Here is a 393-nt window from a genome sequence, read left to right as displayed (position 1 = left end):
GCCGGTCAGCGAGATCGTGCGTCACACGCTTGAGGCGGCCATCATCGCCGTCCATCGCCATGTATTTGGGGTGTTTTTCTGGTTTCTGGTGCCGATTGGCCCGGGTGGTGTCGTGCTGTACCGCACCGCCGAGTTCCTGAGCCGGCAGTGGAACCAGCCGTCGAACGAGCGCAGCCCGGCGCTGGGGCGTTTTGCCTCGCAGGCGTTCTATGTGCTGGACTGGGTACCTTCGCGGCTGACGGCGATCGGGTTTGCCATCGTCGGCAATTTCGAGGATGCCGTGTACGCGTGGCGCAACCACGCGCGCAAGTGGAATGATGCGATCAACGGCATCCTGCTCGCCAGCGGCGGCGGGGCGCTCGGCGTGCGGCTTGGCGCGCCGCTGGCCGAGGA

At 66.2% G+C, this 393-nt stretch carries 1 protein-coding gene; it reads left to right on the top strand.

All coding sequences use genetic code 11. The annotated features are described in order from the left end of the window. On the top strand, positions 1-393 hold a 393-nt coding region (ampE, locus tag AC1DHL_RS30070), incomplete at both ends, for a regulatory signaling modulator protein AmpE (protein ID WP_478164379.1).

The organism is Variovorax sp. 10L426 (assembly GCF_056395305.1).
The sequence above is the reverse complement of the archived record's forward strand: the minus strand, read 5'-3'. Positions and strand labels throughout refer to the sequence as shown.